The organism is Saccharothrix coeruleofusca, assembly GCF_014648515.1.
Lineage (GTDB): Bacteria > Actinomycetota > Actinomycetes > Mycobacteriales > Pseudonocardiaceae > Actinosynnema > Actinosynnema coeruleofuscum.
Genome location: NZ_BMRG01000006.1, coordinates 39,326 through 60,483 on the forward strand (window position 1 = coordinate 39,326; position 21,158 = coordinate 60,483).

The following is a 21,158-nucleotide window of genomic DNA, read 5'->3' on the forward strand; positions in this document are numbered from 1 at the left end:
AGGTATTTCGCGTGAGGACTGTGCAGAGGCGCTTCACCCTGGTCGGCGTGGCCGTCGCACTGCTCGTGGCGGGCTGCGGGTCCGGCCCGAGCCAGGTGGGCTCGGCCGCCATCATCGGCGACACCGCGATCCCGCTGGAGTTCGTCCAGCAACGACTCGACGACTACCTGGACCGCCGGGCGGAAGGCCCCGCGCTGCAGGGCCAGCCGGAGATGGGGCTGGCCGACGCGGCCCGCAACATCCTGACGTACAAGATCCAGCACGAGCTGACCCTCCAGCTGGCGCAGCAGGAGGGCGTGAGCGTCAGCGACGAGACGCTCACCGAGGCCATGGAGCGGCTCGGCGGCGGCGAGGCGGCCAGCGCGGGCACCCTGTTCGACGCGACCACCATCCGCGACGAGCGCGCCCGCGACCAGTACCTGCAGCTTGAGCTGGGCCGCAAGTACTTCGAGAAGCTGTCGGTCACCTTCGACTACTTCTTCACCAAGTCCACCGAGGAGGCCAGGGACAAGGCCGACGAGGTCGCCAAGGACCCGGCGAAGATGGCCGAGTTCATCCGCGCCGCCCAGCAGGAGGACCGGCAGGCGGGCGGCACCGGCGAGTCCGTGCACGCGGTGCAGTCGCCCGGCCTGGCCGCCACCCCGCTGTTCGGCGTGCCCGCGAACACCGTGGTCGCGTTCCCGCCGGACCCGGACTCCGGCCTGTGGATGGTGGCGCTGGTCAAGGAGCGCGAGACCGACGCCGAGGCGCCCGAGGGCGACACCGGTGCCGAGCCCGCCACCCCCGACGCGCTGGCCAAGGTGGGGCTGCGCCTGGTGCAGTTCCACGCCGACCGGCAGGACATCCGGGTCAACCCGCGCTACGGCGTGTGGGACTCCTCGCAGATGGCCGTCGCCCCCTCCGAGGGGCAGCGGGCGGGCTACCAGGTGGCCGTGCGCCCGCAGCGCGCGTCGTGACCGCTGTCGCCACGCCCGCGGTCGTCCTGCTCGACGACCGGCTGCCCGACCTGCTGCCCGCCGCCGCGCTGCCCGTCCTGCGGGCCGCGACGGCGGTGTACGCGGGGGAGGGCGTGCCGCTGTCCGAGGGCGTCGACCCCGCGCCGGAGGTCCTGCCGCCGGGGTCGGTGCTGCTGACCACCGACCTGTCCGAACCGCGGGCCGCCCGGCTGGTCGAAGCGGGCGCGCGGGTCGTGCGCGGCCCCGAACCGGAGGGCGCGGAGCTGCTGGAGGTGGTGTCGGTGATGGACCGGCTGCGCTCGCCCGGCGGCTGCCCGTGGGACGCCGAGCAGGACCACAAGTCGCTGCGGCAGTACCTGGTCGAGGAGACCTACGAGCTGCTGGAGGCCATCGAGGACGGCGACCGGGCGGCGATGCGCGAGGAGCTGGGGGACGTGCTGCTGCAGGTCCTGTTCCACGCCCGCATCGCCGCCGAGCACGCCGAGCCGTTCGGCATCGACGAGGTGGCCGCCGACCTGGTGGCCAAGCTGGTCGGCAGGCACCCGCACGTGTTCCAGGGCGGTGACCCGGCGGTGCACGACGCCACCTCGCAGCAGCACCGGTGGGAAGAGCTCAAGCAGGTGGAGAAGCGGCGCGAGTCCAGCCTGGACGGCGTCGCCTCCGGCCAGCCCGCGGTGGCGCTGGCGGGCAAGCTGGCCCAGCGCGCCTCGCGGGCCGGGCTGCCCGCCGACCTGCTGCCCGGCGGCGAGGGCACCGGCGAGCGGCTGTTCGCCACGGCGGCGCTGGCCAAGCTGGCGGGGGAGGACCCGGAGACCGAGCTGCGGGCCGTGGCGCGGGCCTTCGAGGCCAGGGTGCGGGCGGCGGAGAAGTCCGCGCGCGCGGCGGGCGTGACGGCGATGACGGCGCGCGACTGGCGCGCTCACTGGCCCGCCTGAGGCGCGTTCTCGCGCTCGAACTCGGCGAGGGCCGCGCCGCACTCGCGGATCAGGTGGCGCAGGGCTTCGGCGTCGGCCAGCAGCTCGAAGCCCTGCGGCCCGTCGAAGGTGAGCACGACTTCGTGCGGGTCGACGGTCCAGTCGATGCGCGTTTCCCGGCTGATGCGCGCCCACCCGTGGATGTCCACGTCGCCTCCCTTGGTTTCGGGAAGAGTGTGGCAGTTCCTGGGAATTCCCGCGCTTCTCGTTTGGGTGAATCCCTAGGGTGGTCCGCATGGAGAGCAACGCGCGGGCCCGGACCCTGGGCGCGGAACTGCGGGACCTGCGCAGGGGCAAGGGTCTGGGCATCGTCGAGCTGGGACAGCGGGTCGGGCTGAGCAAGAGCACGGTCAGCCGCGTCGAGCGCGGCGAGCGGGTGCCGACCGAGACCGAGGTGGCGTCGATCCTCGGCGCGATGGGCGTGGTCGGCGCCAAGCGGCGCGAACTGCTCAAGCTGGCCCGCGAGGCGGCCGGCTCCAACTGGCTGGGCACCGGAGCGGAACTGCCCCAGCAGCTCAAGGCCCTGATCGAGTACGAGCGCGTGGCGACCGCGATCACCGAAGTCGGACCGCTGCTCGTGCCCGGCTTGCTCCAGACGCCCGATTACGCCCGCGCGATCATGGTCGAGAGCGGACTGCCGCACGCTCACGCCGAGGCGCGGGTGGAGGTGCGGCTCGATCGCCAGCAGGTGCTCACGCGCGAGAAGCCGGTTCCCTACCTGGCGGTTGTCGATGAGTCGGTGCTGCGCCGCCCTCTGGGAGGGCGGTCCGTGATGGTCGAGCAAGCACGCCACCTGCTGGCGATGGTCGAGCGTGACAACGTGACCATCCGCGTGGTGCCTGCCCAGCGAAGCTGGTACCCCGGTCTGTACGGACCCTTCTCGTTGCTGGAGACAGCGCGCACCACCCCGGTGGTGCACCTGGAGCACTTGCGGTCGAACTTGTTCCTGGACAAGCCCGAGGACGTTCAGGCATACCTTGACATCAAGCCGACGTTGCTGGCCGCCGCCGCGAGCGTCGAGGACTCGGCGGAGTTGATCTCCACGTACGCGGAGGGACGGCACAGATGACCGTGTGGCGGAAGTCCAGTCGGAGCGCGACCGAGACCGCCTGCGTGGAGATCGCGCATCTGCCTGGCGGCGTGGCGGTGCGTGATTCGAAGAACCGGAGCGGGCCGGTGCTGGCTTTCCCGGCCCGCTCGGCGGCGAGTTTCCTGGCACGGCTGAAGCGGGTCTGATCCGGACTCGCGGGGCGGGGTCAGCCGTGGGCGGTGATGGCGTAGCCCTCGGGGCCGATGAAGGTGAAGGTCTTGCCGAAGGGGCTGTCGCCGATGCCCTTGGCGATGGGGACGCCCGCGTCCGCGAGCCGGTCGTGCAGGGCTTGCGCGTCGTCGGTGCGGAACCAGAGGGCGACGCCGGTGCCGGGGCGCTCGACCGCGTCGAGGTCCACGCCCGGCAGCGGCTCGCGGACGGCGAACGGGACCGGTTCGGTGGTGAACACGACCGCGCCGGGCGGTGACTGGGGCGCGCGGCGCAGGCCCAGGTGGTCCTCGTAGAAGCGCGCGGCCCCCTCGACGTCGCGCACCTGCAGGGCGATGAAGTCCGGTCCGGTGACCGTCATGGTGGTGTGCTCCTCAGCTCGATGTCAGGACTTTGACATGACGGACCGTAGAACGCCGGGCGCGGGTATGTCAAACTCCTGACATGGAGGATGCCACCCAACGCCTCGGCTACCGCGTCAAGCGCGCCGCCGCCGCGCTGCGCGGAGCCCTGGACAGAGCGCTGCGCGAGCACGACCTGACCGTGCCGCAGTACGCCTGCCTGGAACTGCTCGACCAGCGGCCCGGCCTGTCCAACGCCGAGCTGGCCCGCGGCACCTTCGTCACCCGGCAGTCCATGAACACCGTCCTGCGCGGCTTGCAGGACAGCGGCCTGATCACCCGACCGGCCGCCGCCGACCACGGTCGCGCGCTGCCTGCCCACCTCACCGAGCAGGGCCGCCGCCGCCTCGACGCGGCGCGCTCCGCCGTCTACGCCGTCGACCAGCGGATGACCGACGCGGTCCCGCCGGAGCGCCTCGCCGACCTGCTCGCCGACCTGGACCGCATGGCGGCGGCGTTCGAGCGATGACCCGGCGGCGGACCGGTGATCGCCGCTAACGTCGATGAGGTGACCGAACCCGCCTACCTCCGCTTCCCGCACCTGCACGGCGACCTCGTCACCTTCGTGGCCGAGGACGACGTGTGGCTGGCTCCGATCGACGGCGGCCGGGCCTGGCGCGCCTCCGCCGACCAGGTGCCGGTGTCGAATCCCCGCTTCTCCCCGGACGGCTCGCTGCTGGCCTGGACCAGCACCCGCGACGGGGCCCCTGAGGTGCACCTCGCGCCCGTCGCGGGAGGACCCGCCACCCGCCTCACGCACTGGGGCGACCACGGGACGAGCGTGTGCACGTGGACCCCGGACGGCGAGGTCGTCGCGGTCACCACCGCCGGGCAGGCCACCTCGAACCGGCAGTGGGCGCACGCCCTGCCGGTCGACGGCGGCCCGCCGCGCAGGCTGCCGTTCGGCTGGGTCGGCGACGTGGCCTTCGGGCCGTCCGGGCAGGTCGTGGCGACCAGCGTCTACGGCCACGACCCGGCGTGGTGGAAGCGCTACCGGGGTGGCGCGGCGGGCAAGCTGTGGGTGGACACCGCCGGGGGCGGCGAGTTCCGCCGCGTCCTGTCCGAGCTGACCTCCTCGCTGACCGCGCCCATGTGGGTGGGCGAGCGCATCGCCTTCCTGTCCGACCACGAGGGCGTGGGCAGCGTGTACTCGGTCCGCCCCGACGGCACCGACCTGCGCAGGCACACCGAGCAGGAGTTCTACGCCCGCGCCGCGACCACCGACGGCACCCGCGTCGTCTACCAGTGCGCGGGGGAGCTGTACCTGCTGGACGGCCTGGACGCCGAGCCGCGCAGGCTGGACGTGGTGCTCGGCGGCCCCCGCACGGCCCGCGCGCCCCGGCCGATCACGCCCAGCCCCGACGACGTGCACCCGGACCGGACCGGCCGGGCCAGCGCGGTCGAGGTGCGCGGCACGGTGCACTGGGTGACCCACCGGGACGGGCCGGTGCGGGCGCTGGCCGAGCAGCCGGGCGTGCGGGCCCGGCTGCCCAGGGTGGTCGGCGACGGCGTGGTGTGGGTGACCGACGCCGAGGGCGAGGAGGGCCTGGAGTTCGCGCCCGCGAGCGGGGTCGAGCCGGGCAACGCGCCGCGCCGGGTGGCCGTGGGCAGGCTGGGCCGGGTGCTGGAGCTGGAGGTGTCCCCGGACGGGCGCAGGCTCGCGGTGGCCACCCACGACGGGCGGCTGCTGCTGGTGGAGGTGGAGTCCGGCGAGGTCCGCGAGGTGCTGCGCGGGGCCAACCCGCACGTCAGCGACCTGGCCTTCTCGCCGGACTCGAACTGGCTGGCCTGGTCGCACCCCGGCCCCGACCCGCTGCGGCACATCCGGATGACCAACACCACCGACCTGTCCGTGGTGGACGTGACGCCGCTGCGGTTCTCCGACTTCTCGCCCGCGTTCACCGAGGACGGCCGCTACCTGGCCTTCCTGTCCGTGCGCAGCTTCGACCCGGTCTACGACGCGCACGTGTTCGACCTGTCCTTCCCCACCGGCTGCCGCCCGTACCTGCTGCCGCTGGCCGCCACCACGCCCTCGCCGTTCGACCCGATGCGGCTGGGCCGCCCGGTCGGCGACGACTCCGGCGACAAGGACAAGGACAAGGACGAGGAGAACCCGATCACCGTCGTGGACCTGGACGGCCTGGCCGACCGGGTGGTGACGGTGCCGGTGCCCGCCGCGCGGTACTCCGCGCTGACCGCCGCCAAGGGCGGCCTGCTGTGGCTGCGCAGCCCGCTGCGCGGCGTGCTCGGCGACAACCTGGCCAGTCCGGACGCCCGCCCGCCGCGCGCCGTGCTGGAGCGGTTCGACCTGGCCAAGACGCGCACCGACGTGCTGGTGGACGGCGTGGACGGGTTCGCGGTGACCGGCGACGGGCAGCGCATGGTGGTCTTCGACGGCGACGACCTGCGCGTGGTGCCCACCGACCGCAAGGTCGACACCGACGAACCCGACTCGGTCGAGGTGGACCTGTCCCGCGTTCGGGTGGTGGTCGACCCCGCCGCGGAGTGGCGGCAGTCCTACGCCGAGACCGGTCGGCTGATGCGCGACCACTTCTGGCGCACCGACATGGGCGGCGTGGACTGGGCGGGCGTGCTGGCCAGGTACCGGCCGCTGGTGGACCGGCTGGGCAGCTACGACGACCTGGTGGACCTGCTGTGGGAGGTGCAGGGCGAGCTGGGCACCTCGCACGCCTACGTCATCCCGGCGCGGCGCTCCCGGGGGCGCGGGGTCGGCCTGCTCGGCGCGGACCTGGAGCGCGACGAGTCCGGCGCGTGGCGGGTGGTGCGGGTGATCCCCGGCGAGACCTCCGACCCGGCCGCTCGCTCGCCGCTGGCCGCGCCGGGGGTCGCGGTGCGGCCCGGCGACGCGGTGGTGGCCGTGGACGGCCGCCAGGTCGACCCGCTCACCGGCCCCGCGCCGCTGCTGGTCGGCACGGCGGGCAAGCCGGTGGAGCTGACCATCCGGCCCGGCGGCGGGGGCGAGCCGCGCCGCGTCGTGGTGGTGCCGCTGGCCGACGAGGGGGCGCTGCGCTACCACGCCTGGGTGGCCGACCGGCGCGCGCGCGTGCACGAGCTGTCCGACGGGCGGGTGGGCTACCTGCACGTGCCGGACATGATGGGCGCGGGCTGGGCGCAGCTGCACCGCGATCTGCGGGTGGAGGTCGCCCGTGACGCGGTGGTGCTGGACGTGCGGGAGAACGCGGGCGGGCACACCTCCCAGCTGGTGGTGGAGAAGCTGGGGCGCAAGGTCATCGGCTGGTCGGTGGCCCGCGGCTACACCACTTCCGAGAGCTACCCCGGCGACGCGCCGCGCGGCCCGGTGGTGGCCATCGCCGACGAGTTCGCCGGGTCCGACGGCGACATCGTCAACGTGGCGATCAAGGAGATGGGCATAGGCCCGGTCGTGGGCACCCGGACGTGGGGCGGTGTGATCGGCATCGACATGCGGTACACGCTCGTGGACGGCACCCTGGTCACCCAGCCCCGGTACGCGTCGTGGTTCGCAGGCCACGGCTGGGGCGTGGAGAACCACGGCGTCGACCCGGACGTCGAGGTGGTGATCACCCCGCAGGACCGGGTGGCCGGGCGCGACCCGCAGCTGGACACCGCGGTCCGGCTGGCCCTGGAGGCGCTGGAGGCGAGGCCCGCCGCGAGGCCGCCGCAACTGCCCCCGCTCACCTGATCGAGTCCACCCCATCGGGCAGTGTCCCGGAGCCGCTCCCGAACCGATCACCAAGATGTGGTCAAGATCGGTTCGGGGGTGGGGGTGTGAGTCACCGGGAGTCGCCGCGAACCGGGCGCGGCTGCTTCTCGGCCGTGCTGGTGCTGCCGCTGGTGCTGCTGGGCGGTGGTGTGGCGCTGCTGGTGCTGTTCGGGTGGGGCGAGCGAGCCCGCGTGCCGCGCGGCGAGGTCGAGGTGGCCGACCTGCCGGCAGTGGTCAGCACGCGGCCCAGCCCGCCCGCCGTCACGCTCACCCACGTCGAGCAGCCCGTGGCGCTGCGCGAAGTGGCTCACGTCGAGCCACCGCCGCCACCACCGCCTCCCCGATGGACTCCGGCCAGGGGAGTGGTGCCGACGCGGGACGCGCCGCCGCCCGTCGCCGCGGTGGACACACCGCCGGCGGAGCCGCCCGCTCACCTGGAGCAGCGGCAGTTGGTGCGGGCGGAGACGCCGACGACCACGCCCTCGCGGCGGCTGCTGAGCCCGGTGCTGCCACCGCCGTCCACCACCGAGGCCGCCGAAGTGCCCCTGGGGCGCGCGGCCGTGGAGCCCTCGGGCACCGAGTCCCCGATCCCGCCCACGACGACCTGATCCGCGTGCCACCATGCGGGCGTGGACTCCTTCTCCGCCCTGGTCGGACCCGCGTCCGCGCCGGTCCCGGTGGACTGGGCGGCCGTGGAGGCGTGGCTGGGCCTGCGCCTGCCCGGCGACTACAAGGAGTTGGCGGGCACCTTCGGCCCGCTGGACGTCGGCGACTTCCTGTGGCTGCACGTGCCGTGCTCGCGCGCAGGCCGGTTCGACTACGGGGTGTGGCTGGGCGAGGCGCACCGGGTGTGCCGGGTCAGCTCCCGCGACGCGGGGTTCGCCGTGCCGGACGGCCTGCTGGCGTGGGGCGTCACCCGCGCGTCGAGCTACCTGTTCTGGGACACCACGGCCTCGGCGGACCCGGACCGGTGGCCGGTGGTGGTGTTCGAGATGGATGCCGCCGAGCGCGGCGTCGACCCCTGGTACGACTACGGTCTGCCGGTGACCGCCGCGCTGACCCTGGCCGTGGCCGAGGGGCTGCCGCTGCCCAGCGGACGCGACCTCGGCCCGCTGCCCGCGACCGCCCGGCGCACCGCGTTCCTGGTCGGCGCCTCGCCGTGGACTCCGCCCCCGCCCGAGCCCGAGGTGCCCGAGGCCCGCCGGGCCGCGCTGGTGCGGGGCAGCGGCCTGGCGGCGCTGTGCGCCCTGGTCGTGCCGCCGGAGCGGCCGAACCTGGGCGGTGGCACGTGGGACTGGCTGGCGGCCGAACTGGGCACCGCGCTGCCCGCCGAATTCGTGGCGCTGATGCGGCGCTACGGGGCGGGTTCGTGGGCGGGGCACTGGCTGTTCCCGGCCCCGCTGGCCGAGGACGGCCTGCTCGCGCACGTGGCGGGCGTCCGCCGCACCTACCGCGAACTGCGCGACGCGCACCCGGAGTTCTACCCGCTGGGCGCGTTCCTGCCGATCGCGCACTCGATCGACGGCGACGTGCTGGCGTACCTGACCGGGGGTGACGACCCGGAGAGCTGGCCGCTGGTGGTCTGGCCCCGGCACGCCGAGCAGGGTCCGCCGCTGCCGCACGGCCTGGTCACGACGTTGCTGGAGTGGTTGCGCGGCCGGTTCCGCACCGCCGGGTTCGCCCGGTTCGACCAGGACGACGACCTGGTGGAGCACGCCGTTTTCCGGCCTTCGCCGTAACCGCACCACCCGAAAAAGCTTCAACTACGACGTAGCCTGGGATGGTGGTCGTCTCGCCGCCGTCCGAGGTCGAAACCCGCCGTCCGGCCAGGGGTCGCGTCGGCAACCTCCTGGGCCGCCTGCTGCTCGTGCTGCTCCTGCTCGCCGTGGTCGCGGGCGGGGCATGGGCCCTGAGCAGGTTCGACCGCAGGTCCCCGCAGTTCGCCGACCCGCCGTTCCCGGTGCCGTTCCAACAGGTCGAGCCCGGCTCCCAGGCGCCGGAGCAGGGCGGCCAGGTGCCCACCTCCCAGCAGCCCCAGGCCTCGCCCGCCCAGCAGAGCGCGGGCGTCGAACCCCTGGAGGCGTGGGCGCGGCAGATGGCGGAGAAGACGGACATCCCGGTGCGGGCGCTGCGCGCGTACGCCATGGCGGACCTGCTGATGAGGGCGCAGAGCCCGGCGTGCCGGATCTCGTGGGCCACCCTGGCGGGCATCGGCCGCGTCGAGTCGCACCACGGCACCATCGGCGGTCTCCGGCTGGGCGAGGACGGCAGGCCGTCCGATCCGATCATCGGCATCCCGCTGGACGGCAGACCGGGCGTCAAGGCCATCCCCGACAGCGACGGCGGCACCCTGGACGGCGACACGCAGTGGGACCGCGCTGTGGGGCCGATGCAGTTCATCCCCACCACGTGGGCCAGGTACGCGGTGCGCGCCAACGGCGACGGCAACTCCCCGGACCCGCAGAACATCGACGACGCCGCCCTGGCCGCCGCCCGCTACCTGTGCTCGGGCAACCGCGACCTGGCCACCGGCGAAGGCTGGTGGGCGGCCGTGCTGACCTACAACCAGTCCGTCGAGTACGGCCAGAACGTCTTCAGCGGTGCCGACGCCTACGCCCGAGCCAGCACCCCCTGACCCCGCGAGTTCAACCTTCAGACCGCACACGCCCGCTCCCGGTGTCACCCACCTATGGGCGTGTTGGGCGTGTCGCCCCCCGCGAGTCGAACGCTCAGAACCCCCGAATTCAACATTCGCGCACCCCGACCCGCGCTTTCGCGCCCTGACACGCGCTTCTCGCGCCCCAGCCCGCGCCCGCTTCCGCGCCCCTCGGGTAGTAGTTACCGGCCCACTTAACCCCGTCGGGTAGTACTTGCCCACGCACCAGAGGGGCGCGCGCAGCGGCGCGACCCGCCATCCTCGGCGACCTGCCGCGCGGCTCGTGGGGTCAGCGGTCGCGTTCCACGGCGAGGCGGGCGCTGACCTCGCCCAGGGCTTCCTGGTACTCCGGGGTCGGGTTCATCGCCGCGGCCATCCGCAGTTGCGCCAGCGCCTCCGGCAGCCTGCTCTGCCGCTGCAGCGTCCGGCCCAGCGCGAACCGCGCGTAGTAGTCGCTGGGGTCCAGCTCCAGCACCTTGCGGAACGCCTCCTCGGCGCGCTTGAGCTGGGCGGAGCCCAGGTAGGCCCGCCCGGCCAGCAGCTGCACGCTGCGCTGGTCCGGCGCCGCGTCGAGCACGGCCTTCAGCTCGCGCAGGGCCTCCAGCGGACGGCGGTCCGCCAGCAGGGCCTCCGCTCGGCGGAAGGCGTCGAAGGTGCTGTCGCTCATGGTCCGATCAACGCTACCCGCGCGACCGGCCCACCTTCGACTGCCGACCGGATGACGGGATGTTCACCTCAGCAGCTCCAGCACCGGGTCGAGCGCCGAAGGCGCTTCCACGTGCGCGTTGTGCCCGACACCGGGCAGCACCAGCCCGTTCGGGTCGGCGGCGAGCAGATCAGCGGGTGGGCACATGTGGTCGTCGGCTCCCGCCGCCAGCACCGTCGGGTCGGCCTTGCTGACCGCCAGCAGCCCCGGCACGTCCGGCGCGCCGACCGCGAACGCCGCCGGGTCCAGCGCGGCCCGCCACCCGCCGGGCCCGCCGCCGAGCCCGCCGTCAGCGCCGGTGACGCCTTCGGACAGCGGCACCCCGGCCAGTCGGGACGCCCACGCCTCGGCGTCCTCGCGGGAGTCGAACACCTTCGGGGGCCTGCGCGCGACCTCGGCGGCCTTGGCCAGCTCCTCGGGCGTCCACAGCAGCTTGACGCCCAGCCCGGCGACCGCGCGCACCTCCACCCCGAACCACCCGCTGGCCAGCGCCAGCGCGACCACCCCGCCCAGCGAGTGCCCCAGCACCGCCACCGGTCCGGCCGGGATCGCCGGGGCCACGGCCGCCGCGAGCGCGCCGAACGAGTACCTGGTCAACGGGTCGGACCGGCCGTGACCTGGGAGATCGGGAACGATCCAGGAACCGGGCCAGCGGGGCACCACCTCCCGCCACACCTCGCCGGTCGCCCCCAGCCCGTGCAGCAGCACCAGCGCGGGACCTTCGCCACCCGTTCGCACGTGGACCGACACACCGGAAGTCTGCCAGTGCGGCGGCGGAGCGCAGAAGTCACCAACTAGTCTCGTCACCGATACAGAGATGGTCTGACGAGGGAGCGCACGTGGCGGTCATCGAGCAGGTTGGCGCCCGCGAGATCCTGGACTCGCGAGGCAACCCCACCGTCGAGGTGGAGGTGGCGCTGGACGACGGCACGCTGGAGCGCGCCGCGGTCCCCTCCGGGGCTTCGACCGGTGAGCACGAGGCGGTCGAGCTGCGCGACGGCGACGCCAAGCGCTACCTGGGCAAGGGTGTGGAGCGCGCGGTGACCGCGGTGCTCGACGAGATCGGCCCCGAGCTGGTCGGCATCGAGGCGGTCGAGCAGCGCGTGGTGGACCAGAAGCTGGTCGACCTGGACGGCACGCCGGACAAGTCGCGGCTGGGCGCCAACGCCATCCTGGGCGTGTCGCTGGCGGTGGCCAAGGCCGCCGCGGCCTCCAGCGGCCTTGAGCTGTTCCGCTACGTGGGCGGCCCGAACGCGCACGTGCTGCCGGTGCCGATGCTGAACATCCTCAACGGTGGCGCGCACGCCGACACCGACGTGGACATCCAGGAGTTCATGATCGCGCCGATCGGCGCGGAGTCCTTCCGCGAGGCGCTGCGCTGGGGCGCGGAGGTCTACCACGCGCTGAAGTCGGTGCTCAAGAGCAAGGGCCTGGCCACCGGCCTCGGCGACGAGGGCGGTTTCGCGCCCGCGTTGTCGAGCAACCGGGACGCGCTGGACCTGATCCTGCAGGCGATCGAGAAGGCCGGGTACACGCCGGGCCGCGACATCGCGCTGGCGCTGGACGTGGCGGCGACCGAGTTCTTCGGCGACGGCGCCTACACCTTCGAGAAGACCAAGCGCAGCGCCGAGCAGATGACCGGCTACTACACCGAGCTGGTCAACTCCTACCCGCTGGTCTCCATCGAGGACCCGCTGTCGGAGGACGACTGGGACGGCTGGGTGCAGCTGACCGCCGAGCTGGGCGAGAAGGTCCAGATCGTCGGCGACGACCTGTTCGTCACCAACCCGGAGCGGCTGGAGGAGGGCATCTCCCGCCGGGCGGCCAACGCGCTGCTGGTGAAGGTCAACCAGATCGGCACGCTGTCGGAGACGCTGGACGCGGTCGCGCTGGCCACCTCCTACGGCTACAAGTCGATGATGTCCCACCGCTCCGGCGAGACCGAGGACACCACGATCGCCGACCTGGCCGTGGCCACCGGCGCGGGCCAGATCAAGACCGGCGCGCCCGCCCGCGGTGAGCGCACCGCGAAGTACAACCAGCTCCTGCGCATCGAGGAGGCCCTGGGCGACGCCGCGCGCTACGCGGGCGACCTGGCCTTCCCGCGGTACACGCCGGAGAGCTGATGGCTCCACGGGAACGGCGGTCCCGGCGCGCGTCCAGCGACGCGCGCCGGGACCGCCGTTCTGCCAAGGCCCAGCCGAAGGCTCAACCGAAAGCCCAGCCGAAGTCGCAGAAGGCCACCCAGCCCGCACCGCCGCCGAAGGCCCAGGCGAAGTCGCAGTCCAAGTCGCAGCCCAAACCGCCGCCGAAGCCGGAGGCCAAGGGCCAGGCCAGGGCGCGTGCCCAGGCCGGGCCCCAGGGCAGACCTCGGTCCAGGCCCCAGTCCAGGCCCCAGAGCAGGGCGCGGACCAGGGCGGGCGCGGGCACCGGCGGCGCGTTCGGGATGAGCGGCACCCGCCGGGCGGCGCTGCTGGCCATGGTGGTGTGCGCGCTGGCGCTGAGCATCGCGGTGCCGCTGCGGACCTACCTGGCGCAGCGCGAGGAGCTGCGCGAGGTGACCGCGTCGCAGGAGACGCTGCGGGCCGAGGTCGCCGAGCTGGAGCAGCGCAAGCAGCAGCTGACCGACCCGGCGCAGGTGGAGGCGGAGGCCCGCAGGCGGCTGCACTACGTGCGGCCCGGCGAGACCCCGTACGTCGTGCAGCTCCCCGGAGACGCGGAGCGCGAACTGGAACAGGAGAGGCCGGCCAGCGAGCCGGCCGAGGACAAGGCGTGGTACCAGCAGCTGTGGGACTCGGTGGCGGCGAAGTGAGCGAGGACGACCGGGAGGTGGTCGCGCGGCAGTTGGGGCGTCCGCCGCGCGGCATGAGGGCCGTGGCGGCGCGCTGCCCCAGCGGCCACCCGGCGGTGGTGCAGACCAGCCCCCGGCTGGAGGACGGCACTCCCTTCCCGACCCTGTACTACCTGACCTGCCCCAGGCTGAACTCCCTGGTCAGCAGGCTGGAGAGCGCCGGTCTGATGAAGGAGATGACCGAGCGGCTGGCCGTGGACGAGGAGCTGGCCGCGGCCTACCTGCGGGCGCACGAGTCGTACCTGGCCGAGCGGGACGCGATCGAGCCGCTGGGCACGAAGGTCACCGCCGGGGGGATGCCGGGCAGGGTGAAGTGCCTGCACGTGCACGTCGCGCACGCGCTGGCGGTGGGGCGGGGCGTGAACCCCTTCGGCGACGAGGCGCTGGACGCGCTGGCCGAGTGGTGGCCCAGCGGCGACTGCGCGGCAACGGTGAAAAACTGAAACGGTGAAAAACTGACCCCTGAGGGCAGTGTCCGGGACACAATGCCTCCCCCGGCCGTGACAGCGTGAGTCGTATGGGGCACGCTGGATCGTGGTCGGGGAGCGACACGATGGGGAGTTCGCGGCTGTGCCGAAGCGACGGGGACGCAAGCGGAGAGTGAATCCGGGCACCATGACGCCACGGCAGTGGGGCATAGCGGCGACCGCGACGTGCGCGATGCTGGTGCCCGCGCTGCTGCACGGCGCGGCGGGCCCGGACTGGGTCAACGTGGCGGGCCGCAGCGGCATCGAGGTGGTTCCGCCCACCCCCGGTGACGTGCTGGCCGCGCTGGCGCAGCAGGAGGACGGCGCGCTGGGCGCGACCGGCAGGCTGCCGGAGACCGACGAGCTCAGCGCCGCGCTGCTGGCCGAGGCGGACGACCCGTCGGGGTTCGGCGACGACCTGTCGCCCGGTCAGCTGCGCGGCGGTGCCACCAGCGGCCCGCTGGGCCTGCCCGGCGTGATGCTGGACGCCTACATGCGCGCCGCGGACCGGCTGGAGCGGACCACGCCGAACTGCAACCTGCACTGGTCGCTGCTGGCGGGCATCGGCCGGATCGAGTCCGGCCACGCGCGCGGCGGTCGGGTCGACGCCAGGGGCAACACGATCAACCCGATCCTGGGCCCGGTGCTCAACGGCGGTCCCGGCATGGCGGCCATCTCCGACACCGACGACGGCCGGTACGACTACGACACGACGTGGGACCGCGCGGTCGGGCCGATGCAGTTCATCCCCTCCACCTGGGCGGGCTACGCGGCGGACGGCAACAACGACGGCCAGAGCAACCCGAACAACATCTACGACGCGACCGTCGGCGCGGGCAACTACCTGTGCGCCTACAACTCGGACCTGAGCGACCCGGCCCAGCGCGCCCGGTCGGTGTTCCGCTACAACCACTCCGACGAGTACGTGCGCACGGTCCTGTACTGGGCGGACGCCTACGCGGACGGCGTGACGCCGCTGCCGAGCCTGCCCGGTTCGGACGACGACTTCACCCCGCTGAACGTCAACCCCGGCGGCAGCTCGTCGCGGCCGGGCAACTCGGGCACGAACAACCCTGGCACGAATAACCCCGGCACGAACCCGCAGCAGGGCACCCCCGGCAACCCCGGCAGCTCGAACCCCGGTTCGCCGACCACGACCACCACGACGTCGCCCGACGGCAGCACCACGACCACGACGACGTCGTCCGACGGCAGCACGACCACCACCACGACGTCGTCCGACGGCACCACGACCACGACTACGACGACCACGGACACGTGCCCGCCCACGCCGACGACTACGACCACCACCACGACCACCACGTCGACCACGACCACCACGACGACGACGCCGTCGGGTTGTGAGACGACGACCACCACGACCACGACCACGGCCGCGGACACCCCGGCGGCCACGTCCCAGGTCGCGTTCCCGGCCGCGGTGTCCTCGCTGAAGCCGGTCTAGCCGGTCCAGCCGGGCGCGCGCCGTCGTCTACCGTTCCCACCAGCGCCAAGAGGACGGAGACGAGATGGCGAGGGTGGCGGCGATCGACTGCGGGACGAACTCGATCCGCCTGCTGGTGGCCGATGTGACCGCGGCGGACGACGGGTCGCGCTGGCTGCGCGACGTCCACCGCGAGATGCGCGTGGTCCGGCTCGGCCAGGGCGTGGACGCCACCGGCGTGCTCGGCCAGGAGGCGCTGCGGCGCACCAGGGAGGCCCTGGTCGACTACACCGCCGTGCTGCGGCGCAGGGGCGCGGAGCGGGTGCGCATGGTCGCCACCTCGGCGACCAGGGACGCCGCCAACCGCGACGAGTTCTTCGCCATGACCCGCGAGGTGCTCGGCGTCGAGGCCGAGGTGATCACCGGCGACGAGGAGGCCCGGCTGTCGTTCACCGGCGCGGTCTCCGACCTGGCCCCCGAGGAGGGGCCGTTCCTGGTCTCCGACGTGGGCGGCGGCTCGACCGAGCTGGTGCTGGGCGCCTGGGACGGGGTGCGGGGGGCCGTGGAGGCCGCCAAGTCGGTGGACGTGGGCTGCGTCCGGCTCACCGAGCGCTGCCTGCCCGACGACCCGCCCACGCCCGCGCAGGTGGAGCACGCGGTGGCGGTGGCCTCGGACACCCTCAAGGCCGCCTTCGAGCACGTGCCGGTGGCCAAGGCCCGCACCTGGATCGGCGTGGCGGGCACCGTCACCACGCTGGTGGCGCTGGCCAAGGACCTGCCCCGGTACGAGCCGGACGAGATCCACCTCGCCCGGCTGAGCGTCGACCAGATCCGCGAGACCACCTCCCGGCTGCTGACCATGAGCCACGACGAGCGGGCCGCGCTGGGCCCCATGCACCCCGGCCGGGTGGACGTGATCACCGGCGGCGCGCTGGTCGTGCGCACCATCGCCGAGCACCTGGCCGAGCACGCGGGCGTCACCGAGCTGGTCGCCAGCGAGCACGACATCCTCGACGGCATCGCGTTTTCCCTGTCACGGTGAATGTCAACTGGGATCGATCGTGACGAGCTTGTAATCGCTACCCCGTGTGGCACCGACCACACGGGGGTTAGCGTCCCCACCACGCTGCGGATGCAGTCGGCTCTCCTCGGCTACCGCCGGTCGAGTCGAGACAGTGGGGAGGACGTATGCGCGCACGCCTGGTCGCCGCCGCCACGGGGGTCGCTCTGGTCGCGGCAGGCTGCGGGGCCGCCGAGACCACCGGTTCCGCCGACGCGGGCATCACCATCTTCAACACCGAGCCGGAGAACCCGCTGGTGCCCGGCAACACCACCGAGACCGGTGGCAGCCGGGTGCTCGACCCGCTGTTCACCGGCCTGGTCGAGTACCGCGGCGAGGACGCCCAGCCCGCCAACGCGATGGCCGAGTCCATCGAGACCACCGACTCCAAGGTGTTCACCGTCAAGCTCAAGCAGGGCTGGAAGTTCCACGACGGCAGCCCGGTGACCGCGAAGAGCTTCGTGGACGCCTGGAACTGGACCGCCTACGGCCCCAACGCCACCCAGGGCGCCACCTTCTTCTCGCAGATCCAGGGCTACCAGGACGTCCACCCGGCCGACCCGGACGGCCCCGACGGCCCGGAGAAGGCGCCCACCCCGACCACCGACGCGATGTCCGGTCTGGTGGTCGTCGACGACCACACCTTCACCATCACGCTGTCCGAGGCGTTCTCGGTGTTCCCGGTGACCGTCGGCTACGAGGTGTTCGCGCCGCTGCCGGAGGCGTTCTTCAAGGACCGGGCGGCCTTCGAGGCCGCGCCCATCGGCAACGGGCCGTTCAAGTTCGTCTCCCGGCAGCCCGGCGCGGAGATCAAGCTGACCCGCTACGACGACTACCAGGGCAGCGACAAGGCGACCTTCAAGGACCTGACGCTGAAGGTCTACCAGAGCCGCGAGTCCGCCTACGCCGACCTGGTGGCCAACAACCTGGACTTCCTGGAGGAGCTGCCGCCCAACGCGCTGGCGGGCAAGAAGTACGAGTCCGACCTCGGCGACCGGGTGGTGCAGCGGGAGACGCTGAACAACCAGACCATCGCGTTCCCGTTCTACCTCAAGCCCTACGACAACGTGGACCTGCGCCGGGCGATCTCCATGGCGATCAACCGCGAGGAGATCACCCAGCGGATCTTCGAGGGCACCCGCAAGCCCGCCGACGGCTGGGTGCACCCGCTGATGAAGGGCTACACGCCCGGCCAGTGCGGCGAGTACTGCACCTACAACCCGGCCAAGGCCAAGGAGTCGTTCCAGAAGTCCGGCTACACCGGGGAGATCCTGCTGCTGTCCAACACCGACGGCGGGCACCAGGAGTGGGCCGAGGCGGTGGCCAACAGCATCAAGAACACCCTCGGCGTCGAGACCAGGTTCGTGCCCTCCACCAGCTTCGGCGAGTTCCGGCAGAAGGTGAACGCGCACGAGATGACCGGCATGTACCGGTCGGGCTGGATCGCCGACTACCCGTCCATCCAGAACTGGCTCAGCCCGCTGTTCCGCACCGGCGCGTCGTCCAACGACGGCCTGTACTCCAACCCGGCGTTCGACGCCAAGATCGCCGAGGCCGACAAGGCCACCAGCGAGGACGAGGCGATCAAGCTGTACCTGGAGGCGGAGCGGATCGTGGCCCAGGACATGCCGTCGATCCCGCTGTGGACGCAGAACACCATCGCGGGCAAGTCCAACCGCCTCAAGGTGGCCAACCTCGACCCGTTCCGCACGCTGGACGTCCCCAGCGTCGAAGTGGGCTGAACACCGGCGCCCGGCCCGTCCGCACCCGTGCGGGCGGGCCGGGCCGCTTGAGGGGAGTGGCGCCCGTGGGGCGGTACGTGCTGCGCAGGCTGTTGCAGATGGTCCCGGTGTTCCTGGGGACCACGTTCCTGATCTACGCGCTGGTGTGGGCGGTGCCCGGCGACCCGTTCGAGGGCAAGTGCGGCGAGCGGGACTGCCCCGAGTCGTACGTGGCCGCGATGCGCGAGAAGTTCAACCTGGACGACCCGCTGGTCGTCCAGTACGGCAAGTACCTGCTCAACCTGGTGCAGGGCGACTTCGGGCAGACCTCGGCCGGGTTGCAGGTCGGCGAGCGGATCGCGGCCACCTTCCCGGTGACGCTGCGGCTGGCGCTGGTGGCGCTGCTGGTCGAGGCGGTCATCGGGATCACCGCGGGCGTGGTCAGCGGGCTGCGCAACCGGGGGTTCCTGGACAGCCTGGTGCTGGTGTCCACGCTGTTCCTCATCTCCATCCCGGTGTTCGTCACCGGGTACGTGGTGCAGCTGGTGTTCGGCCTGCAGCTGGGCTGGATCTCGCCGACGGTCAGCACGCCCACCTTCGGCAACCTGATCGTGCCCGGTTTCGTGCTGGCCAGCCTGTCCATGGCCTACGTGACCCGGCTGACCAGGGCGGGCATCGCGGAGAACCGGCGCGCGGACTACGTGCGCACCGCGCTGGCCAAGGGGCTGCCGACCAACCGGGTGATCGGCGTGCACCTGCTGCGCAACTCGCTGATCCCGGTGATCACGTTCCTGGGCACCGACCTGGGCGCGTTCCTGGGCGGGGCCATCATCACCGAGGGCATCTTCAACGTGCCCGGCATCGGCGGCCTGGTGTTCCGCTCGATCCTGACCAAGGACGGCGCGATGGTGACCGGGCTGGTCACCGTACTGGTGCTGGTCTACCTGCTGATGACGCTGCTGGTGGACCTGCTCTACGCCGTGCTCGACCCGAGGATTCGCTATGACTGACGCGGTGGCGGCAGGCGGACTGACCGCGGTGGGCGGCCCGGCGGGCGGCCCGGTGGGCGGGGCGGGCGGCGGGGACGCCGACAAGCCGCGCGGCCTGTTCGACGACGCCTGGCGGGAGCTGCGCGGGCGACCGCTGTTCTGGGTGTCGGTGGCGCTGATCCTGCTGGTGGTGCTGATGGCCGCGGTGCCGCAGCTGTTCACCTCCGCAGACCCCACCCTGGCGCAGCTGTCCCGCAGCCGCCAGGGCCCCTCGGCGGCGGCCTGGTTCGGATACGACAACCAGGGCTACGACATCTACGCGCGGGTCATCCACGGCGCGCGGGCGACGATCGTGGTCGGCCTGCTGGCCACGGTGGGCGTGGTGCTGTTCGGCGCGTCGCTGGGGCTGCTGGCCGGGTTCTACGGCGGCTGGCTGGACGCGGTGGTCTCGCGCATCGCCGACATCTTCGTGGGCGTGCCGTTCGTGCTGGGCGCGATCGTCATCCTGACCACGCTCAACGCGGGCGGCGGCGCGGGCGCGGCGCGGATCGTGGCGCAGGTGGTGCTGTCGATCTCGGTGCTGTCGTGGCCGGTGTCCATGCGCATCATGCGGTCCACCGCCATCGCGGCCAAGCAACAGGACTACGTCAAGGCGGCCCGCTCGCTGGGCGCGGGCACCGGGCGCATCATCACCAAGCACCTGCTGCCCAACTGCGTCGCCCCGGTGCTGGTCTACTCCACCATCGCGCTGGGCGCGTTCGTCGGCGCCGAGGCGACGCTGTCCTACCTGGGCATCGGGCTGCGCCCGCCGGTGGTGTCCTGGGGCGTGATGATCAGCGCCGCCAAGGACTACATCCGGGTGGCCCCGCACGCCCTGCTGTTCCCCGCCGGCTTCCTCACCGCCACCGTGCTCGCGTTCGTGATGCTGGGCGACGCGGTGCGCGAGGCCCTCGACCCCAAGCTCCGCTAGGAGGGCAGGACCGCATGACCGCCTTGCTGGAGGTCGAGGACCTCCACGTGGAGTTCCGCACCCGTGACGGGGTGGCGCACGTGCTCAACGGCGTGACCTACCACGTCCAGGCCGGGGAGACGCTGGCCGTGCTGGGCGAGTCCGGGTCGGGCAAGAGCGTCACCGCGCAGGCGGTGATGGGCATCCTCGACACGCCACCGGCCTTCGTCACCGGCGGCTCGGTGCGCTTCCGCGGCGAGGAGCTGCTGACCGCCACCCCGCAGCGCCGCCGCGAGGTCCGCGCCGAGGGCATCGCGATGATCTTCCAGGACGCGCTGTCGGCGCTGAACCCGGTGTTCACCGTCGGCTTCCAGATCGAGGAGCAGCTGCGCCTGCGCCGCGGCATGAGCAGGCGCGACGCGCGCAAGCGGGCCGTGGAGCTGCTGGACCTGGTGCGCATCCCGCACGCCGCGCAACGGGTCCGCGACTACCCGCACCAGTTCTCCGGCGGGATGCGGCAGCGCGCGATGATCGCGATGTCGCTGGCGCTGGACCCCGAGGTGCTCATCGCCGACGAGCCGACCACCGCGCTGGACGTCACCGTGCAGGCCCAGATCATGGACCTGCTGGCGGAGCTGCAGCGCGAGCGGCGGATGGCGCTGGTGCTGATCACCCACGACCTGGGCGTGGTGGCCGAGGTCGCGGACCGCATCGCGGTGATGTACGCGGGGCGCATCGTCGAGCACTCCGACGCGCTGTCGCTGTTCCGCGCGCCCGGCCACCCCTACACCGAGGCGCTGCTGCGGTCCCTGCCGCACCTGGAGTCCAAGGGAACCAAGCTGGAGACGATCAAGGGCCTGCCGCCCAGCCTGCTGCGCATCCCGCCGGGGTGCCCGTTCCACCCGCGCTGCCCGCGCGCGGAGCAGGTGTGCTCGCTGGAAGTGCCACCGCAGGTGCCGCTGGGGTCCGGGCGCACCAGCGCGTGCCACTTCGCACTGGAGGTGGTCGGCCGTGGCTGAACCC

General features: G+C 72.9%; 23 protein-coding genes. 18 read left to right on the plus strand and 5 right to left on the minus strand.

Annotated features, from left to right (window positions below; translation table 11 throughout):
• The first annotated feature begins 11 nt into the window (after positions 1-11).
• Together IEZ00_RS17550 and IEZ00_RS17555 are read left to right on the plus strand one after the other, a co-directional pair.
• Positions 12-956: a SurA N-terminal domain-containing protein gene (locus tag IEZ00_RS17550; protein ID WP_189224350.1), complete on the plus strand. Its 945-nt coding sequence runs from the start codon at positions 12-14 to the stop codon at positions 954-956.
• On the plus strand, positions 953-1,891 hold the full coding sequence (locus IEZ00_RS17555) for a nucleoside triphosphate pyrophosphohydrolase (protein ID WP_189224351.1): 939 nt from the start codon (positions 953-955) through the stop codon (positions 1,889-1,891). Before IEZ00_RS17550 ends, IEZ00_RS17555 begins: the two co-directional genes overlap by 4 nt.
• Here the strand turns inward: IEZ00_RS17555 and IEZ00_RS17560 are convergent.
• Positions 1,876-2,079, minus strand: a complete 204-nt coding sequence (locus IEZ00_RS17560; RefSeq protein ID WP_189224352.1) for a hypothetical protein — start codon at positions 2,077-2,079, stop codon at positions 1,876-1,878. The genes IEZ00_RS17555 and IEZ00_RS17560 overlap by 16 nt on opposite strands.
• 86 nt (positions 2,080-2,165) lie before the next feature.
• Here IEZ00_RS17560 and IEZ00_RS17565 point away from each other — a divergent pair, with 86 nt between their 5' ends.
• Both IEZ00_RS17565 and IEZ00_RS17570 read left to right on the plus strand, forming a co-directional pair.
• Positions 2,166-2,999: a helix-turn-helix domain-containing protein gene (locus tag IEZ00_RS17565; RefSeq protein WP_189224353.1), complete on the plus strand. Its 834-nt coding sequence runs from the start codon at positions 2,166-2,168 to the stop codon at positions 2,997-2,999.
• The gene (locus tag IEZ00_RS17570) at positions 2,996-3,166 is read left to right on the plus strand and encodes a DUF397 domain-containing protein (protein ID WP_189224354.1); all 171 of its coding nucleotides are present in this window, start codon (positions 2,996-2,998) and stop codon (positions 3,164-3,166) included. Before IEZ00_RS17565 ends, IEZ00_RS17570 begins: the two co-directional genes overlap by 4 nt.
• A gap of 20 nt (positions 3,167-3,186) precedes the next feature.
• Here IEZ00_RS17570 and IEZ00_RS17575 read toward each other — a convergent pair whose 3' ends face one another.
• Positions 3,187-3,549 (minus strand): VOC family protein, encoded by a 363-nt coding sequence (locus tag IEZ00_RS17575; protein ID WP_189224355.1) that lies wholly within the window; start codon positions 3,547-3,549, stop codon positions 3,187-3,189.
• Positions 3,550-3,632: 83 nt separating this feature from the next.
• Between IEZ00_RS17575 and IEZ00_RS17580 the strand changes: the two genes are divergently transcribed.
• From IEZ00_RS17580 to IEZ00_RS17600, 5 genes are all read left to right on the plus strand, one after another.
• Entirely contained in the window at positions 3,633-4,058 is a 426-nt protein-coding gene (locus IEZ00_RS17580) for a MarR family winged helix-turn-helix transcriptional regulator (RefSeq protein ID WP_189224356.1), read from the plus strand.
• Between the two features lie 39 nt (positions 4,059-4,097).
• Complete coding sequence (locus tag IEZ00_RS17585) at positions 4,098-7,271, plus strand: S41 family peptidase (protein ID WP_189224357.1); 3,174 nt, start codon at positions 4,098-4,100, stop codon at positions 7,269-7,271.
• Positions 7,272-7,357: 86 nt separating this feature from the next.
• The gene (locus tag IEZ00_RS17590; protein ID WP_189224358.1) at positions 7,358-7,900 is read left to right on the plus strand and encodes a hypothetical protein; all 543 of its coding nucleotides are present in this window, start codon (positions 7,358-7,360) and stop codon (positions 7,898-7,900) included.
• A 21-nt stretch (positions 7,901-7,921) separates the two neighbouring features.
• The gene (locus IEZ00_RS17595; RefSeq protein ID WP_189224359.1) at positions 7,922-9,031 is read left to right on the plus strand and encodes an SMI1/KNR4 family protein; all 1,110 of its coding nucleotides are present in this window, start codon (positions 7,922-7,924) and stop codon (positions 9,029-9,031) included.
• 44 nt (positions 9,032-9,075) lie between these two features.
• Entirely contained in the window at positions 9,076-9,927 is an 852-nt protein-coding gene (locus IEZ00_RS17600; protein WP_229795850.1) for a lytic transglycosylase domain-containing protein, read from the plus strand.
• Positions 9,928-10,237: 310 nt separating this feature from the next.
• Here IEZ00_RS17600 and IEZ00_RS17605 read toward each other — a convergent pair whose 3' ends face one another.
• Together IEZ00_RS17605 and IEZ00_RS17610 are read right to left on the minus strand one after the other, a co-directional pair.
• Positions 10,238-10,615 carry a tetratricopeptide repeat protein gene (locus IEZ00_RS17605; protein ID WP_189224361.1) on the minus strand — a complete coding sequence of 126 codons (378 nt, stop codon included), beginning with the start codon at positions 10,613-10,615 and terminating at the stop codon, positions 10,238-10,240.
• Between the two features lie 63 nt (positions 10,616-10,678).
• Positions 10,679-11,404 carry an alpha/beta fold hydrolase gene (locus IEZ00_RS17610; RefSeq protein ID WP_229795851.1) on the minus strand — a complete coding sequence of 242 codons (726 nt, stop codon included), beginning with the start codon at positions 11,402-11,404 and terminating at the stop codon, positions 10,679-10,681.
• A gap of 89 nt (positions 11,405-11,493) precedes the next feature.
• Here IEZ00_RS17610 and eno point away from each other — a divergent pair, with 89 nt between their 5' ends.
• Positions 11,494-12,780 carry a phosphopyruvate hydratase gene (gene eno / locus IEZ00_RS17615; RefSeq protein ID WP_189224362.1) on the plus strand — a complete coding sequence of 429 codons (1,287 nt, stop codon included), beginning with the start codon at positions 11,494-11,496 and terminating at the stop codon, positions 12,778-12,780.
• An 82-nt stretch (positions 12,781-12,862) separates the two neighbouring features.
• Here eno and IEZ00_RS36720 read toward each other — a convergent pair whose 3' ends face one another.
• Positions 12,863-13,111 (minus strand): hypothetical protein, encoded by a 249-nt coding sequence (locus IEZ00_RS36720; RefSeq protein ID WP_229795852.1) that lies wholly within the window; start codon positions 13,109-13,111, stop codon positions 12,863-12,865.
• Here IEZ00_RS36720 and IEZ00_RS36725 point away from each other — a divergent pair.
• From IEZ00_RS36725 to IEZ00_RS17655, 8 genes are all read left to right on the plus strand, one after another.
• A complete protein-coding gene (locus IEZ00_RS36725) occupies positions 13,101-13,466 on the plus strand; it encodes an FtsB family cell division protein (protein ID WP_209623855.1) in 366 nt (121 codons plus the stop codon). The genes IEZ00_RS36720 and IEZ00_RS36725 overlap by 11 nt on opposite strands.
• Before the next feature lie 53 nt (positions 13,467-13,519).
• Positions 13,520-13,948: a DUF501 domain-containing protein gene (locus IEZ00_RS17625; RefSeq protein WP_189224585.1), complete on the plus strand. Its 429-nt coding sequence runs from the start codon at positions 13,520-13,522 to the stop codon at positions 13,946-13,948.
• Between the two features lie 172 nt (positions 13,949-14,120).
• Entirely contained in the window at positions 14,121-15,437 is a 1,317-nt protein-coding gene (locus IEZ00_RS17630; RefSeq protein ID WP_189224364.1) for a lytic transglycosylase domain-containing protein, read from the plus strand.
• 64 nt (positions 15,438-15,501) lie between these two features.
• Positions 15,502-16,458 carry a Ppx/GppA phosphatase family protein gene (locus IEZ00_RS17635; RefSeq protein WP_189224365.1) on the plus strand — a complete coding sequence of 319 codons (957 nt, stop codon included), beginning with the start codon at positions 15,502-15,504 and terminating at the stop codon, positions 16,456-16,458.
• 146 nt (positions 16,459-16,604) lie between these two features.
• Positions 16,605-18,218, plus strand: a complete 1,614-nt coding sequence (locus IEZ00_RS17640; protein ID WP_189224366.1) for a peptide ABC transporter substrate-binding protein — start codon at positions 16,605-16,607, stop codon at positions 18,216-18,218.
• Positions 18,219-18,283: 65 nt separating this feature from the next.
• Complete coding sequence (locus IEZ00_RS17645; RefSeq protein WP_189224367.1) at positions 18,284-19,207, plus strand: ABC transporter permease; 924 nt, start codon at positions 18,284-18,286, stop codon at positions 19,205-19,207.
• A complete protein-coding gene (locus tag IEZ00_RS17650) occupies positions 19,200-20,156 on the plus strand; it encodes an ABC transporter permease (RefSeq protein WP_189224368.1) in 957 nt (318 codons plus the stop codon). The genes IEZ00_RS17645 and IEZ00_RS17650 overlap by 8 nt, the downstream gene beginning before the upstream one ends.
• A 14-nt stretch (positions 20,157-20,170) precedes the next feature.
• Positions 20,171-21,154, plus strand: a complete 984-nt coding sequence (locus IEZ00_RS17655; protein WP_189224369.1) for an ABC transporter ATP-binding protein — start codon at positions 20,171-20,173, stop codon at positions 21,152-21,154.
• Positions 21,155-21,158: the final 4 nt, after the last annotated feature.